Source organism: Bradyrhizobium sp. Gha, assembly GCF_900113735.1.
In the GTDB taxonomy this organism is placed as follows: domain Bacteria; phylum Pseudomonadota; class Alphaproteobacteria; order Rhizobiales; family Xanthobacteraceae; genus Bradyrhizobium.
Map to the genome: position 1 here is coordinate 70,094 of NZ_FOQM01000017.1, position 15,512 is coordinate 85,605.

Genomic DNA, 15,512 nt, shown 5'->3' on the forward strand with positions numbered 1-15,512 from the left:
TCAATCAGCGACGCCCTACGAATAGCCGACTACTAGCCTAAGGCGCTGGTTCGGCCGCGAACTATCCGGCAGGGGGAATTAACGTGTCGAGATCGCGGCAGGCACCCCCTATGTGCACCATGGCGTGGCAGTTCGCGCAGACTATTGCGAGGTCCGCTAGTGTCAGTTTTTTCCCCGACTTCGGGGCCTTGCTAAGTGGCTCTCGATGGTGAACGTGGGCATAGTTGCGACCAATGTCACCATACCGACGAAGGAAATCAAAGCCGCAGCCTTTGACCTCGCAAATCAGATGGCCATGATTTTTTGCAAGAGCTTCTTCGATCTTCTTCGCTCGAAATTTGTGCTCGCGTCTTCGCTGGGTGATTAGCGCTGTGCGCTTCCAAGCCTCACCCTCATGGGCGCTATACTCAATCTCCTGGTAGCCTTCGTTCTTTTCCGGCTTCGCCCCACGCTCCAGAAGGTGTTCACCTGTATCAAAGTCATAAGACGTGACCGCCCAAGCGACCTCGTCAAGAATGCGTCCCTTTGTGCGGTCTTTACCGGCAACGACGACAACCCTAATCGGCAGACCCTGGTTATAAGCCTTCGCGATGTGTTCATCGGCTCTTTCTGCACGCCTCACGCGTACCGGATGCGGGCTCCTTGATCTCCGGCGATAATTCTTGATCTGAAAAATACGTCCGTTCTCTTCCTCTAACTCATCGTGCCATAAGCACAAGACCACGAACTTGTCCGGCTTTTCAAATGCCCATTGGTAGCAGTATTTTGGATTTGCAGCGGGCGGCCCTTTATAGTTCGCCCAATCACTGACATCGATCTTCAGTTCCTTGAGAATATCAAAGACTAGACGCTTTCGGTCTGGACGAAGCTGTGCAAGTGAGGCAATTTTAGTTCCTAAAATCAACTTGCGTCCCTTGGGGGTCAGCTCGAAGAGACCCTTACTATTTTTCCGGATTGCCACGCAGCCTGCGTGAAGCATTGCCTTCATCACCCCTCGATCCGGATACATGAACCCGTCTTCAAGAGGAATTCCGGAGCCGTAAAAATGCGGCCCCGCGATTTCAACATACGCAGTTAGATAGGCGATGCTGCGGTCACTATTAAAAGCCGGTGTCGTGCCCTTTTGTGCCAGCCACCACGCTTCACTGTAGCCATCCCGATTTGGCTCTTTTTTTAATGTCTTGTTCGTTGATGCGGGCTTTTTATCTATCCGCTGGCAGAATTCATCCAGTATCGATCTCGCCTCGGCAAAGGTCTTAATCTTAAAGGTCATCGCCGATACTCCACAATAGAACAACTACAGTCCGTCATCCGCCTGGTTTTGTCGTGCGCTCATAAAGGTGTCGTTGGAAGCCGACAAAGGCGTCCCGGATCACTCCTACACTGCCGAGTGCAGACGTTGCGTCGTCAATCGTGTGATACTTCAGTTCGAGCAGGCTCCCCAACTTTTCCTGATCGAGTTCATTCACGCCTTGTTGGACGTACTGCGTCAGAACGAAATCGAGGAAGGCCTGCAGTTTGGCATCATAGTCCGACATGATGGACAATCGGCGCTCCTGCACTCGGTCCAGCCGCGTGATCGGCGGGAGTGAAAATGCGATGTAGGCCAACACATCAAACACGTCACTCTTGTCGGCGTTGATCATCCGGCCAACCTCACCCAACTGTTCAGGACCGAAGCCTTTCTCGGTGAGCCCCTGCAGCAACGCCTTGCGGGTGTCTGGCTTGCTCCACAAGTTTCGCAGTTCGTCTTCGTCCTTGAACAGTCGCGGCAATTCGCCAAACAACTTCTCGATCATCTGGTTGGCCGATATCGGCTTGCCGTCAGGGCTCCAGTAGCTCGTCGCCATCATGCTCTGGATGGTTCGTTCCTTCCCGTCCGCCAGCCTGATCTTGATTTGCGCCGGGCGCTCAGTCTGTTCGCCGCCCTCCTTCTTGTCCCTTTGCTCTTCTCCTTTTGCTTGGGTACTTCCGGCCTCTCGCGCAATCGGCTCACCATCCCATTCCGGGTCATTGAAGTGCTCGTACGCCTTCACAAAGTCGTAGATCGTGAAATGGTCCTTGCCGTCGAAGAGGCGCGTGCCGCGTCCGATGATCTGCTTGAACTCGATCATGGTCCCGACCGGCCGCAGCAAGACGATGTTGCGGACGTTGCGTGCGTCGACACCGGTCGACAGCTTCTGCGACGTGGTCAGGATCGTCGGGATGGTCTTCTCGTTGTCCTGAAACGTGCGCAGCCATTGATCGCCCAGCGCACCGTCTTCCGCCGTCACACGGACGCAGTAATTCGGATCGCTACTGGTCTTGATTTGGTTGATTGCATCGCGAACCACGCGCGCATGCTCCTGCGTGGCGCAAAAGACCAACGTCTTCTCCCGCTGGTCTATCTGGTCCATGAATAGTTTCACCCGATAACGCTCTCGCTCCGATATTTCGATAATGCGGTTAAACTGCGTTTCGGTATAACGCTTGCCTTCTTCGACCTCGCCCTCGATGACGGTATCGTCGGGCGTATAAACATAGTCGTCGAGGGTGGTCGCTATTTGCCTGACCTTGAACGGTGTCAGAAAGCCGTCGTTAATGCCGTCTTTCAGGGAATAGGTGTAAACCGGCTCGCCGAAATAGGCGTAGGTATCGACGTTATCCCGTCGCTTCGGCGTAGCCGTGAGGCCAAGCTGCACTGCGGGCGAGAAATAGTTCAGGATGTCGCGCCAGTTGCTCTCGTCGTTGGCGCCGCCGCGATGGCACTCGTCGATGATGATGAAGTCGAAGAAATCCTTCGGGTAGTCGCCGAAATAAGGTGACGGTTGACCGTTCTGGTCGGTGCCGCTCATGAAGGTCTGGAAGATCGTGAAGAAGATGCTGGCATTCTTCGGCACGCGGCCCTTCTTGCGAATTTCGTCCGGCTTGATGCGTGCCAGCGCATCGTCGGGGAAAGCGGAAAATGCGTTGTAGGCTTGATCGGCCAGGATGTTGCGGTCGGCAAGAAACAAGATGCGCGGACGCCGCTCCGGCTTCCGCGACAGGTTCCAGCGACTTTGGAACAGCGCCCAAGCGATTTGAAAAGCGATAGCTGTCTTGCCGGTGCCGGTGGCGAGCGTCAGCAGAATGCGCTGCTTGCCTACGGCAATAGCCTCCAGCGCATTCTCTATTGCATTGTGCTGATAATAGCGCGTCTGCCACGCGCCGCCGCGTTCCTCGAAAGGCACGGCGGCAAAGCGGTCGCGCCACTCGTTCTTCGTCTTGAAAACCTCGGCCCAGAGTTCATCCGGCGTCGGATAGTTATCGACGTAAGCTTCGGCGCCGGTCGCCATGTCGACGCGATAGATGCGTCGGCCATTGGTGGAAATGGCAAACCGTGCTTGAAGCCGCTGCGCATATGCCTTCGCCTGCGGAAGACCATCCGTATCTCCCTTGTCACGCGCTTTTGCCTCGATCACAGCTAACTTGTGATTTCGGAACGTAAGCACGTAGTCCGCGATCTCGGCCTTGCCTCGTCGTCCCGCCCCTTCGATCCGACCTGGGCAGATTTCCTCGCGACGGACCCGGCTGTCCGCGACTACGCCCCAGCCCGCTGACCGCAGTGCGGGATCGATTAGCTCGGCCCGGGTTTCGGCCTCGTTCACTCCGCTGCCTCTTCAAGCGCCTGCGACGGTGGCGAGGTTAGTTCACCGGCGAAAGCCTTATCTAATACGGATCGCTTCAGCGCAATCAGCTCATTCATCTTCCGCCGATAGGTCTCCTCAAGTCGCGCTGCAAGATGGGCAGTGCTCTCCATTGCGTTTGCTAACGCCTGTTGATCACGGATCTTTGGTGGAAATGAAATTGGCACTTGCTTCAACAAGCTTGCTTTAATCCCAACGACCGTCGCGCCGGTGCCGCGTTTGAGTATTTCCGCCTGCGTCGGACGCGACATAAGCGCGTACTTAAGGAAAGTACGATCAAGCACCTGATCGTTAGGCTGCATCGTGATCAACCGTTGTCCGATGACGACCGTCTCGTCTGTGTCGAGCTGCGCAACGTTTCCTAAAGGAGCTTCCGTCGTAAACAGCACATCGCCCCTTCGCGGATAGCCTCTAGTCATCCACTTGTCGTAAACTCCCGGATCGATGAATTCCTCCGGATCACGCTGCACACGGTTCATTTTCACGTTTTTTGCTGTTATCAATCGAATGCCCGTTTCCCTTTTTGGGGGCGTTTTCCCTCGATAATCCACGAACCTAACTTCTTTCCCTAATTCTGACGTTGTCCATCCAGCGCATTTCTGAGTGAAAACGGAATTGAGATAGCTCTCGAATAGCTCGCCGGCATTTTTGAGATTTCTCTCGGCGTTGGCAATCGCGGTCGCTAACCCAGCAAATGCCTCGTCCAAAATTGCAACGATACGATGTTGTTCTCTGAGTGCTGGAAACGGTATTCTGCAATTCTCGATAAATTCTTTTGAAACTCGCTTATGCCCGACGGCGCCGCTCATGGTCCTTTCGCCTTCGGCCCGAAAGCTATCCTGCGACAGAAAGTAGTAGAGATATTCGCTGCTCAAGCTTTCAGTTGGCCGAAAGACAATGTACTCGCTCGAACCAAAGCCAATTCCATTTGTTAGCCCTTTGGCGATCCCGAGCTTCCCGTTTTCGAAGCAGGGCGTGATCTTTGCCAGCAACACATCTCCATCTGCGAAGTATGTGTAACTGCCAGCAACCTCGGCGAGCTTGCGCTCGGCTTTGGGCTCGAGAAATTTCAGGCCAATACAAAGGTCTTCCATCGGAACGAAAGAAACACGATCACCATCGGTTAACTTGCGCTTCGCTTCGCTCTTTGGCGGCCTAATATTGCAAACTTCACGAAGTGCCTTAGTCGGCCAGAGAGCGCTCACAACATCCTCCCAATGTCCTTGAGGATTTCGGCGCTTTCGACATCAAGTGCAACCATCTCGGCAATGATGTCCTTTGGATCGCGCAGCTCGGCGTCATCGACCTTGTTGGGGTTCTTCACCGCGAGGTCATAGGTTGCCTTGTCGATAGCCTTGACATCGACCGTCCACGAATTCTCGCTGTCCTTGAGCTTTGCCTGTAATGCGACGAAATCCTTGAGGTCCTCGTCGTTGAGGGGGTTGGTCTTACCGAGATTGCGGCCGGGATCGAGTTTATAGAACCAGAGTTTACGCGTCGGTGCCCCCTTCTCGAAGAACAGCACCACGGTCTTAACGCCCGCGCCGAGGAAGGTGCCGCTTGGCATGTCCAGCACCGTGTACAGGTTACAGTTCTCCAGAAGTTCTTTCCGCAGCGCAACCGATGCATTGTCGGTATTCGAGAGGAATGTGTTCTTGATAACGATGGCGGCACGGCCGCCAGCTTTTAGCGATTTGATGAAGTGTTGAAGAAACAGGAAAGCCGTCTCGCCGGTCTTGATCGGGAAATTCTGTTGTACTTCTGGACGCTCCTTGCCACCGAAGGGCGGATTGGCCAGCACCACGTCGAAGCGATCCTTGTTTTGGATGTCGCCAATGTTCTCAGCGAGCGTGTTGGTGTGAATGATGTTTGGCGCCTCAATGCCGTGCAGGATCATGTTCATGATGCCAATCACGTAGGCGAGGCTCTTTTTTTCCTTGCCGAAGAATGTCTTCTCTTGAAGCGTCTTGAGATCTTTCGTCGATAGTTTGCCGCGCTCGTGGGTTAAATACTCCAACGCCTCACACAGGAACCCAGCCGAACCACAGGCACCATCATAGATGCGCTCGCCGATAGCTGGTTTCACGACTTGGATCATGGCGCGGATCAGCGGACGCGGCGTGTAGTATTCGCCGCCATTTCGACCCGCATTGCCCATGTTGCGGAGCTTCGCTTCGTAGAGATGCGACAGCTCGTGCTTCTCCTGCTGCGACCGGAAGCTGAGTTGGTCGACGAGTTCAAGCGCGTCGCGCAGCGAATAGCCGCTGCGGAATTTGTTCTCGATCTCGGAGAAGATTTCGCCAATCTTGTATTCGATTGTGTTCGCGCCCTCAGCGCGACTACGGAAGCCTTTCAGGTAGGGAAACAGCTTGTCATCGACATACGCAATGAGGTCATCGCCAGTCTTGGCCTTGTCGTGGTCGAACGAGCCATCTTTCTTCTTGGGCGCGGCCCACACGGACCAGCGGTGTTTTGCGTCAATAATCGGCTGGTATGTCTTGCCTTCGAGCTCGGCCTTCTGCTCGTTGGCCCGCTCAAGATCATCAAGATACTTCAGAAACAAGATCCACGAGGTCTGCTCGGTGTAGTCCAGTTCCGTGGCGCACCCGGCTTCCTTCCACAGAACATCGTCGATATTCTTAAAAGTTTGTTCGAACACGTATTCGGTCCCCCATTTGCGATGCTTCTACCGAAATACCGACAACCAGTCACCATCCGGCGACCGACTGGATCATCGGAAAAATAGCGCTCGCAGCCCCGCGCCCCCCGATATGGTCCGGGTACTGCTTGGCAAGAAACTAAACTGGCCGATTTCGGCGGCCTGCTGAGTTTAACTGTGAGAGCCAACCGAAGCAGAAGCGAAAGAAAGAGATTGTGGATTACGCCGCGTAGCATGCCGCGACCCAGGGCGCCGGTTCAAGATATTCCTTTGTACAATGTAGACTTAGGGCGGTGCAGCCTCGAAGGGCGCATATCATTCTGACTGAGGCGCGGGAGCTTGCGCCGTATTGGCGGCAGATGTTCCTTCCTCAGACTGTGGCTGCAATGAACCGAATAGCTCGAACCATTCCAGGTTTTCGTTCTCTAAGTAAGCCGTAGAAGCCAACTCAAGCATTGGGGAGGGCGGCTGATTTAGATAATGAACCGCGGCTCCGCTGCGGCTCTTGCGCCTTCCTTTTTGAAAGATGTCACGATAGCGAAGGGGAGAAATTCCGAGGAATGGCAAAAAAGACACTTTCCCCGCCGTGATCTTCTCAATCTCAATTTCGTTTTTGTGTAATTCCTTTGCGCGGCTCTTAGGATAAGGCTCCATGTAGACAACGCACTTAATTCCCGCGGCGAGGATGTGCTTTGTGCAATTGTGACATGGAAATGTGGTTACGAACAGGTTGCTATCCTTTACGCTTCGCCCAAGCCGAGCCGCATCACAGATCGCGCACATTTCAGCGTGAACAACTCGTCCGAACTCTGTCAGATCGAGCACGGCGCACCTGGCCAGTGGACCGTCTTTCCCCTCGGTGCCAGGCGCCTTCTTGCGGGTGAACTCTTCGACCATTTCAGCAGGGTTACCCACCGACATTGCCTTCGCAGACAGTAGTCCCGCCTCACTCATCTTATCAAAAAGCTCTCGCAGGAGTTCTGTCTTCACGAGATCATTCGGATCGTACCCCAATCTAACGTCGCGAAAATCAGGTTGCTCAAGGTCCCAGTAGGTGCCGCCGTGAGCCTTCGGAACTTCGTTGCAACCCTGCGTGATTAGTTCGCCATCATCGGTGAAAATTGCTGCGCCCACTTGGCGTGAAAGATCACTAGAGCGCAACGAGGCTGATTTCGCTGCATACATTCCATATTCGGCTTTCGAAGGCGCGATGTCAGTCCGACCAAAAAATGCTTGAATGAAGCGAGTGATTTTCTCTTCCATTTCTGGGCGAGATAGCCCGTCAATGAAAACGTCGGCGAGGTGAAAAGTCTCGCGAACATTCTGGCCGAATTCTTCGTCGTCTTCTCTGGCGTCCTTTTCAATGAGTTCGAGTGCTTTGCAGGAAATCTCATAAGCTGGAGTTGCTGGCGGCAAACTGCGTTGGAGGCGCTCTTCCAGCAATCTCTGCCGTTCTTCAGCGGAGCCGTACGCAGAAATTAGAACGAACTGTTTGCCATAGACACGACGCAACAGCATGGCTTCGTCTGGGCGTTTTAGTTGCCGCACTACATACGCTATGGCACGGTCAGCTATCTTATTCCGGTCGCCCGATATTCTCTCTCGCTCATCGCCGATGGCGCGAAGTGCAATCCGCGCCATTGTAGAGAAGTCGGAAAACTCCTTGCAGAGCGCGTTCGCGTAGTTGATTTTAAAATTTACTTCAGTGTAGAAGTTTTTGTCGGAAGGGACGGGGACAGGGTATCGTTGGAGTTCGTAGCGCTCTTCCCTCAACATCTCTTTCGTCAGGTGTACGGTGTGTGGCTCGTACCCGACTGCACGGAGTGCAGTTGCTAGGGTTTCGCAAATAGCCTCAACATTGACCCCCATAGGTCCGACAACGCCGAACACAAGTTCCGGAAGGATTTTTTGTCGTGAAGCGGTCGCCATTAGGAACACAACCTTAGTATTTCAATTGTAGCGGTTAGCTGCGAGAGTGTGCTGATTCGCTCCCGGGGGAGAACATGGCAAAAGTCTCAATTCGCAAAGATGATTATGAGCGCGTCCTAGAAATAGCTGAACGCGCTGCGAAGCGTACCAACTCAAGGGTTGTTGTTGCGACTGATCGCCTTGATCTCCACGAACCGGCTGAGCGGGATCGTTTCACCAGAGACGATGAAGGCGTGGCGGTGAAGTTCTCGTAAGAGGGCATGGCGCGTCCGAACTTACACAACCATCAGACGATTGCCACTAGCTCTTCGCTTTGCCCGATCTTGGCTGCCCAAGGGGGCAGAAGGGGTGTATGTGCGGGTGTATGTAACGTCACGCTTATTCATGATTTAGTATATATTACAGGTACTTAGAGTTCTGCTGGGCGGACACTCTCTCCGCCATCTATTATCTGTCCAGCCCGGACACATAGGTAACGGATCGTACCTGAGACATGGGTGACAACCTCGTGCCGAACGGGTTGTCGAGGGGTTGCAGGGTTTTCTGCTCCAGGTCGACGTCGGTTCTGGCAGGCCGGCATAGCAGCGCCTTGAGGCCAGCGCGCGGCAGGGCAGTTGTCGCCTATCTCGCGGGTTGCTCAGAATGTGCAGGCCACACCGTGATTCACGCGCTTGGGCAGCCGTGGAGGCGCTCACCTAAACGTTGTGGCAGGCCAGTGCTCGCTCGTCAGTGCCGGTGGAGCGAAGCTCCGGAACATCGATCAGGCAGCGCTCGCTGGCCAGGGGACACCGGGCGGCGTAAGCACAGCCGCTTGGCCGCTTGAAGAGGCTTGGTGGTTCGCTCGTTTCGATCGCGCCCAGGATCCGCTTCGATGGATCCGGCAGCGGAATGGCTGCGATGAGCGAACGCGTGTAAGGATGCAATGGATGATCCAGGACGGTCCGCGTCCTGCCTCGCTCCACGATCCGTCCCATATACATCACGACAACGCGGTCGCTGATCTGTCCAATCACGCCGAGGTCGTGGGAAATGAAGAGCATCGACAGCCGCAGCTGCTCACGCAGGTCCATCATCAGATTCAAGACCTGCGCCTGCACGGATACGTCGAGGGCCGAGACCGGCTCGTCGGCGATGACGATGGACGGCGTGGGCAGGATGGCGCGGGCGATACCGGCCCGCTGACGCTGCCCGCCGCTCAGCTCATAGGGATAGCGCGCGGCGAAAGACGGATTCAAGCCGACAGCCGCCAGCGTCTCGGCGACCATGGCGCTTCGCTCGGCACGATCCCTGAAGATGCCGTTGATGTCACCGGCCTCGGCCACCGAATCTCCGATCGTTCGCCGCGGATTGAGCGATGCGTAGGGGTCCTGGAAAACCATCCGGACGTTCAGATGCATCGCGCGCCGGCCGGCCCGGCCGGCTCCCATCGCATCGACGCCCTTGAACCTGATGCTGCCGCCGTTGGCCTGGACCAGGCCGACAATGGCCCTGCCTACGGTGGTCTTGCCGCAACCGGATTCGCCGACGATCCCGAGCACCTCGCCCTCGGCCAACGCCAGCGACACACCGTCTACGGCCTGCACCCGGTATTTCCGGCCGGCGCGTCTGACGGCGAAGGAAACCTTGAGATCCCGAACGTCCAGAATGTCGTCCCCGCTCACGCCGGTTCTCCACCGTTCAACGGGAAGGCGCAGAGCACCTCGTGCCCTCGCGAGACCTCGACGCGAGACAGGGTCATCACGTGGCACTGTTCACGCGCCGCTCCGCACCGCGGAGCAAAAACGCAGCCCGCCCTTATCGTGCCGGGCGCCGGCGGCTGGCCCGATACGGTTGGCAAGCGACGCGCGCCGGCGTTTCGCGACGGCATGCAGTCCATCAATCCGCGCGTATAATGGTGACGAGGGCTGCCGAAAACCGCATCGACCGCGGCGGTTTCCACGATCCGGCCGGCATACATGACGGCGACGCGGTCCGCGAGTTGCGCAATCACGCCCATGTCGTGGGTGATGAACAAGATCGCCATCTCGAGCCGTCCGCAGAGCTCGCGCAGCAGGCCCAGAATTTGGACCTGAATGGTGACGTCCAGTGCGGTGGTCGGCTCGTCGGCGATGAGAACCTGCGGCCTGCAGGCCAGCGCGATCGCGATCATGACCCGTTGGCGCTGACCGCCGGACAATTGGTGCGGATAGGCGGCCAGCTGCATTTCAGGATCGGGCATGCGCACCAGTTCGAGAAGCTCGCGCGCCCGGGCCGCGGCAGCGGAGACGTCGTCATGCACCCGCACGGCTTCGACGATCTGATCGCCAATCCGGCGAACCGGGTTCAGCGAGGTCATCGGCTCCTGAAAGATCATGGCCATGCGACCGTGCCCCGCTTCGACGCGCTGCCAGGGCTGCAATTGGGTCACGTCGCGGCCATCGAGCTCGACCCGCCCGGCGCGAACCCGCGGGCCCGGCTGCGGCAGCAAGCCCATGATCGCGAGCGAGGTCATGCTCTTGCCGCAGCCGGACTCGCCGACGAGGCCGAGGATCTCGCCCTTGGCCACGCCAAAGGATACACCCGCGACGATGTCGACCGGTTCGGTCGCTGACCCCGATGATACCGTGAGATCTCGAACCGTCAGCACGGCCTAGCCCTTCTCGCCAAAGACTTGACGGAACCGCGGATCGAGCCGGTCGCGCAAGGCGTCGCCGACCAGGTTCAGAGAGAATGCCGTCGCCACGATCATCATGCCCGGGAAAAAAAGCAGCCACGGAGCGCGCGTGACGAAGGTGCGGGATTCGGCCAGCATGTTGCCCCAGCTCGGAATTTCCGGTGGGGCGCCGAGGCCGAGGAAATCGAGTGACGCCGCGCCAAGCTGCGCAAAGGCAAAGACGAAGCTCGCCTGGACGAGAAGCGGCGAGATCAGGTTCGGCAGGATGTGCCTGCCGATGAGCCATATCGTCCCGGCGCCCATGCTGCGGGATGCCTCGACATAGGTTTCGGCGCGCAGGCGCAGCGTCAGGCCGTAGACGATGCGCGTGGTTGTCGTCATGTAGCCGAGCCCGATGGCGAGAATGGCATTCGTCAAACTCGGCCCCAGGATGACGATCAGCCCGAGCGCGAGCAGCAGCGTCGGGAACGCCATCAGGACGTCGATCATCCGCATGAGCACGTGACCAAGACGGGGGAAAAGGGCCGACAGAATGCCGACCGGCACGCCCGTCGCGAGGGCGAAGAGCACCACGCCAGATCCGATCAGCAGCGCCATCCGCGCAGAGTGGATGACGCGTGACAGGGTGTCCCTGCCGAACTGGTCGGTTCCGAACCAATGGATCGCGTTCGGCGGCGTCAGGCGGATCACCGGATCGATGGCATTGGGATCGTAAGGCGACAGCCAGGGTGCAAGGAGCGCAGCGAGCACCGTCGTCAAGAGGATGCCCAGTCCCGCCAGCGCGATCGGCCGGGCGATGAATGGCTTCAGCCACAGGATCGCGGCGTCGCGGCTCATTGCAGTTCGACCCTGGGATCGAGCACACGGTAGCTGAGGTCGACAAGCAAGTTGATCAGCAGGTAGGCGACGACGATGACCAGGATGACGCCCTGAATCACCGGGTAGTCGCGGCGCAGGATCGATTGAACGACGAGGCGACCGATGCCCGGCAGGGCAAACACGGTTTCCGTCACCACGGCTTCGGAGAGCAGCGCCGCGAAGGTGAAGCCGAATGCCGAGACGACGGCCAACAGCGCATTGCGCAGGATGTGCCGGCGCACCACCTGCCAGGGCCGGATTCCCTTGGCCCGGGCCGTGCGCACGTAATCCTCGCGCGAGACATCCAGCATGCTGGCGCGCGTCAGCCGCAGGATCAGCGCGGCATTCGGAGCCGCCAGCGCCAGGCTGGGCAGAACGAGATAGCGCAGGTTGATCACGCCGCCTTCGAAGATCGAAGGATAGCCGGAGCTCGGAAACCAGCCGAGCCGGGCGGCGAAAATCAGGATCAGATAGAGCCCGACCCAGAACGTTGGGATCGAGGCCATCAGCATCGCCGCGCCCGACAGGCCCTGGTCAAGCCAGGTGCCGTGCCGGACCGCCGCAATCACCCCGACCGGCACCCCGATTAACGCGACCCAGATCATCGTCATGGTGGCGAGCAGGATGCTGGTCTCGGCGCCATCGGCGATCACCGAAGTGACGGGCGCCTGGAAGAAGATCGATCGCCCGAGATCGCCCTCGAGCACGTGGCCCGCCCAGGTCAGATATTGCAGGATGATCGGTTGATCGAGACCGAGCTGATGCCGCAATGCGTCGATCTGGTCGGGCGTCGCGGTGTCGCCGAGCAGAACATAGATGGGGTCGCCGGGCACGACATGGATGAAGGCGAAAATCATGACGGACGCCGCCACGAGCGTCACCGCCGTCGTTCCCGCGCGCTTGAGTGCAAATGACCACATGTGATTGCGCTGCTGATCAACGGCGACGACGCGTGCCGCTGCCGATCGTCCCCACGGCTTTCGTCCCGCGTTCCCTATTTCGCCGATACGTTCCAGAAGGCGGGGCCGTTCGGATTGAGCCCCTTGAGCTTGGGCGAGGCAATGTCATAGGTGTAGGCATCGCCCACCTTCATGACCGGCACCTGATCATAGATCAGCGCCTGGATCTTGTCCCATGTCGCCTTGCGTGCGGCCGGCTCGGTCGAGCTGATCAACTCCGTCCGGAGCGAGCTGATCTCGGCGCTGTCCCACCAGCCGGGATAACTCGCATTGAGGAATGTGAGGAGCAGCGGGTCGGCCGAGAACGAATGGTGGGTGACAAAGATGTCCCATTGTTCGGGTTGGCCCCGCATCTTCAGGAGGGTCGCCCAATCGACGACCATCATCTGAACATTGATCCCGGCGTCGGCCAGCTGGCGGGTGAAGACGGAGGCTTCGTCATAGTGCGCCTGGTAGTTCGTGGAGACCAGGAGGCGGATGGGAGCCCCCGTGTAGCCCGCCTCCTTGGCGAGCTCCGCTGCCTTCTTCGGATCATGAGGGCTGTAGCTGGCGACACCTTCGCTCGAGTACCAGGGCGTGCCCTTGGGGAAGATCGATCCCTCGGCATTCCAGAGGTCCTTGGGGCCGAACGCCACACGTAGCGCCTGCGACTTGTCCAGCGCGGTCTGGATGGCGCGGCGGAGCTTGTAATTGTCCTTCAGGATGCCCTGCTTGGAGTTCATGAAGAACAGGCCGAAGATCGGCGCGTTGGTCCGCTGCACCTGGACCGAGGCGTCCTTGCTCAGCGATTCGTACAGATCGCCGGAGATCATTTCCGCATAGTCATAGTCACCCGCCTGCACGCCGCTGACGCGCGTGCCGACGTCAGGCACCGGGATGAACCGGATCTTGTCGAACATGGCGACGCGCGCGCAGGCGAAGCCGTCGGCCTTGTCCTTCACCGGCTTGTAGCCGTCGAATCTTTCGACCTCGACGTAACGGTTCGGCCGCCACTCCACGAACTTATACGGACCGGTGCCGATATAGTCCTTCTGCTCGATCGGTCGATTGCCGGCTTTGCTTGCAATCTCTTCCGGATAGATCGCGAGCCCGCCATTGACGTCCGCAACGAGTGCCTTCCAGGCGCCATTCGGCGCCGACAATTTCAGCGTGACCTCGTAAGTCCCGGTCGCCTCGACCGAACTGGCCGTCGCCATCAGGAGCTTGCCCCGTGCGCCGTAGTTACCCCAGCGCGTCATCGAGGCGACGACGTCCTTCGCGGTCATTTCCTTGCCGTTGTGGAAGAGAACGCCCTCGCGGAGCTTGATGACGATGGTTCGTCCGCCGTCGTCCTCGCGGGCGCTCTCGGCCAGCAGCGGGCGTGGCGTGTAGGTCGAGTCCAGCGCATACAGCGTCTCGAAGATGTGGCGGCCGATGACGGATGCGACGTCCGCTGTCGTCAACATGACATCGAGTGGCGGCGGCTCTCCAACGGTGGCTTCTCGAAGCAGTGTGGCGGCGCTCGCCTGCGCCATCAGGAGCAAGGCGGCGGTCATGCCGACGGCGCCACGCGCCAAAACATTGAGAGCGCGTCTCATGTTCACCACTCCCGTTTGGTCCACCGCCACCACCGGACAGCGGACATGCTGCGGTCATGGAGACCGCAACACGTTATCCTTTGTTTGAAAGCTACAGACAGAATATGCTAGCTTTCAAGCCTAAAATTGCCTGGATTGTTCGAAAAGCGAACCGCGGCCGGGCCTATTTAGTAAGTTTCTTACGAGAGCTCCCGGCCAACGGGTGCGGGTCGATGCGGGGGCGAGGAAGGCGGGCAATGCCGCGCGCGAAGCGAATTCACCCGGCGAGAGCCGCTCGAACTGCGGCAGCGACCCAGCCGAGCCGCGAGGATTTGGTCCTCGGCGACATCCTCTCCGTCATCAGACAGAGTGCGCCGGGTCTCAGCCCCTCGGAGCAGCGCGTCGCAACGGTAGTGCTGGCTGATGTCGAATTTGCCATTCACGCGAGCAATTCCGAGCTCGCCCACCGCGCCCGCGTCAGCGAACCCACCGTCACGCGGTTCAGCCGCTCCGTCGGTTGCCGCGGGGTCCGTGACTTCAAGGTCAGGCTGGCGCAAGCCATGGCGGTTGGCCGGATCTACATCGAGCCACCCCCACATGTCGGGACGGATCTGGCGCGACCGGCGCTCTGGCGTTCGGTGTTTCAGGAAATCCGCCGCGCCATTGCGGCCGCCGAACAGGGGCTGGCGAAAGAGGATATCGAGAAGGCCGCCGAAGCCATCTCGCGCTGTTCGAAGCTTGCCGCCTTCGGCGTAGGCGGCGGCTCGACGCTCGCTGCGGCGGAGGTTCAGAATCGGTTCTTTCGCCTTGGCATCGCCGTCTCCCACGCCTCCGATCCCCGGTTGATGCGCATGATCGCGGCGACGCTCGGCCAGGGCGACGTCGTCGTTGCGATTTCGACGACCGGGATGGCGAAGGAGGTGATCGAGGCCGCGGCGATCGCCAGGCAATATGGCGCCCTTGTCGTCGCGATCACCAAGCCGCGAAGTCGGCTGGCTTCAATCGCCGATATCGTGCTGGGCGTGCACGTGCCCGAGGCGCCTGACGCGCTCAAGCCGACCGCGTCGCGCTATGCCATTCTCGCTGCCATCGACCTGCTCGCCGCCTCGACCGCCTATTGCAAGCCGCTCGAGGCGCAGGCCCGCATGCGACGGATCAAATACGAGTTGCTGAAGGGCACGGACGGCAACTCGAATGGGCCGCTCGGCGATTGAGGTTACGCGGCTGCCGCCG

The 15,512-nt window shown here is 58.6% G+C and carries 12 protein-coding genes; 2 read left to right on the plus strand and 10 right to left on the minus strand.

Translation table 11 applies throughout. The annotated features are described in order from the left end of the window. Window positions 1-61 precede the first annotated feature (61 nt). The 5 genes from BM222_RS20820 to BM222_RS20840 form a co-directional block, all read right to left on the minus strand. On the minus strand, window positions 62-1,273 hold the full coding sequence (locus BM222_RS20820; RefSeq protein ID WP_092231200.1) for an HNH endonuclease: 1,212 nt from the start codon (window positions 1,271-1,273) through the stop codon (window positions 62-64). A 34-nt stretch (window positions 1,274-1,307) separates the two neighbouring features. After that, the gene (hsdR, locus tag BM222_RS20825; protein WP_092231203.1) at window positions 1,308-3,626 is read right to left on the minus strand and encodes an EcoAI/FtnUII family type I restriction enzme subunit R; all 2,319 of its coding nucleotides are present in this window, start codon (window positions 3,624-3,626) and stop codon (window positions 1,308-1,310) included. Next, window positions 3,623-4,870 (minus strand): restriction endonuclease subunit S, encoded by a 1,248-nt coding sequence (locus BM222_RS20830; protein WP_092231206.1) that lies wholly within the window; start codon window positions 4,868-4,870, stop codon window positions 3,623-3,625. Before BM222_RS20830 ends, hsdR begins: the two co-directional genes overlap by 4 nt. Beyond that, a complete protein-coding gene (locus BM222_RS20835; protein WP_092231209.1) occupies window positions 4,867-6,324 on the minus strand; it encodes a class I SAM-dependent DNA methyltransferase in 1,458 nt (485 codons plus the stop codon). The genes BM222_RS20830 and BM222_RS20835 overlap by 4 nt, the downstream gene beginning before the upstream one ends. Before the next feature lie 315 nt (window positions 6,325-6,639). After that, window positions 6,640-8,253, minus strand: coding sequence for an anti-phage dCTP deaminase (locus tag BM222_RS20840; protein WP_210188511.1), 1,614 nt, complete (start codon window positions 8,251-8,253; stop codon window positions 6,640-6,642). Between the two features lie 74 nt (window positions 8,254-8,327). Between BM222_RS20840 and BM222_RS40135 the strand changes: the two genes are divergently transcribed. Beyond that, entirely contained in the window at window positions 8,328-8,507 is a 180-nt protein-coding gene (locus BM222_RS40135; protein ID WP_143106011.1) for a hypothetical protein, read from the plus strand. Window positions 8,508-8,948: 441 nt separating this feature from the next. Here the strand turns inward: BM222_RS40135 and BM222_RS20845 are convergent, their stop codons facing one another. From BM222_RS20845 to BM222_RS20865, 5 genes are all read right to left on the minus strand, one after another. Beyond that, window positions 8,949-9,914 (minus strand): ABC transporter ATP-binding protein, encoded by a 966-nt coding sequence (locus tag BM222_RS20845; protein ID WP_092231212.1) that lies wholly within the window; start codon window positions 9,912-9,914, stop codon window positions 8,949-8,951. Beyond that, window positions 9,911-10,879 carry an ABC transporter ATP-binding protein gene (locus BM222_RS20850; RefSeq protein WP_092231215.1) on the minus strand — a complete coding sequence of 323 codons (969 nt, stop codon included), beginning with the start codon at window positions 10,877-10,879 and terminating at the stop codon, window positions 9,911-9,913. Before BM222_RS20850 ends, BM222_RS20845 begins: the two co-directional genes overlap by 4 nt. A 3-nt stretch (window positions 10,880-10,882) precedes the next feature. Next, window positions 10,883-11,743 carry an ABC transporter permease gene (locus tag BM222_RS20855; RefSeq protein ID WP_092231218.1) on the minus strand — a complete coding sequence of 287 codons (861 nt, stop codon included), beginning with the start codon at window positions 11,741-11,743 and terminating at the stop codon, window positions 10,883-10,885. Then, window positions 11,740-12,684 carry an ABC transporter permease gene (locus tag BM222_RS20860; protein WP_092231221.1) on the minus strand — a complete coding sequence of 315 codons (945 nt, stop codon included), beginning with the start codon at window positions 12,682-12,684 and terminating at the stop codon, window positions 11,740-11,742. Before BM222_RS20860 ends, BM222_RS20855 begins: the two co-directional genes overlap by 4 nt. 74 nt (window positions 12,685-12,758) lie before the next feature. Beyond that, on the minus strand, window positions 12,759-14,300 hold the full coding sequence (locus tag BM222_RS20865; protein ID WP_092231224.1) for an ABC transporter substrate-binding protein: 1,542 nt from the start codon (window positions 14,298-14,300) through the stop codon (window positions 12,759-12,761). 236 nt (window positions 14,301-14,536) lie between these two features. On the opposite strand from BM222_RS20865, the gene BM222_RS20870 reads away from it, so the two are divergent. Next, a complete protein-coding gene (locus BM222_RS20870) occupies window positions 14,537-15,493 on the plus strand; it encodes a MurR/RpiR family transcriptional regulator (protein WP_092231227.1) in 957 nt (318 codons plus the stop codon). The last annotated feature ends 19 nt before the right edge of the window (window positions 15,494-15,512 follow it).

Excerpts from the sequence above, each read along its gene's own strand:
- BM222_RS20865 (WP_092231224.1), bottom strand. The coding sequence starts at position 14,300 with ATGAGACGCGCTCTCAATGTTTTGGCGCGTGGCGCCGTCGGCATGACC.
- BM222_RS20860 (WP_092231221.1), bottom strand. The coding sequence starts at position 12,684 with ATGTGGTCATTTGCACTCAAGCGCGCGGGAACGACGGCGGTGACGCTC.
- BM222_RS20820 (WP_092231200.1), bottom strand. The coding sequence starts at position 1,273 with ATGACCTTTAAGATTAAGACCTTTGCCGAGGCGAGATCGATACTGGAT.
- BM222_RS20870 (WP_092231227.1), top strand. The coding sequence starts at position 14,537 with ATGCCGCGCGCGAAGCGAATTCACCCGGCGAGAGCCGCTCGAACTGCG.
- BM222_RS20855 (WP_092231218.1), bottom strand. The coding sequence starts at position 11,743 with ATGAGCCGCGACGCCGCGATCCTGTGGCTGAAGCCATTCATCGCCCGG.
- BM222_RS20840 (WP_210188511.1), bottom strand. The coding sequence starts at position 8,253 with ATGGCGACCGCTTCACGACAAAAAATCCTTCCGGAACTTGTGTTCGGC.
- BM222_RS40135 (WP_143106011.1), top strand. The coding sequence starts at position 8,328 with ATGGCAAAAGTCTCAATTCGCAAAGATGATTATGAGCGCGTCCTAGAA.